1 protein-coding gene is annotated in these 353 nt (G+C 76.8%); it reads right to left on the bottom strand.

Annotation, left to right across the window (positions count from 1 at the left end; translation table 11 throughout):
- The coding region (locus PUR71_RS01285) for a homocysteine S-methyltransferase family protein (protein ID WP_329924409.1) at window positions 1-353 on the bottom strand (353 nt) is incomplete at both ends.

Genomic DNA, 353 nt, shown 5'->3' with positions numbered 1-353 from the left:
CAGCGGGTGCGACCGTCGGCGGCGGTGTGCGCGTCGGCGACCACGCGGGCGATCCGGGCGCCGGCCTCGGACAGCTCGAAGATGCGCGCGGGGAGGTCGTACTCGCCGAGCGCGGCGCCGTTGGCGCCGTAGGAGGTGGACGCGACGCAGTCCACGCCGCCCGCGCACTTGGCCGCGTCGACGGACCGGACGCTGACCGGGCGGGTGCGGGTCAGGACCTCGGTGCAGCCCTCCAGGTTCTGGAAGTCCTCCCGGGACGGGGCCTGGGCCTGGTGCATGGCGCCCATCGCTCCGTCGGCGACCACCACCCGGGGGACGCGGGCCTCGCGCAGCGCGTTCGCGCGGCTCTGCTG

This window comes from Streptomyces sp. SP17BM10 (assembly GCF_036322405.1).
GTDB lineage: Bacteria > Actinomycetota > Actinomycetes > Streptomycetales > Streptomycetaceae > Kitasatospora.
The sequence above is the reverse complement of the archived record's forward strand: the minus strand, read 5'-3'. Positions and strand labels throughout refer to the sequence as shown.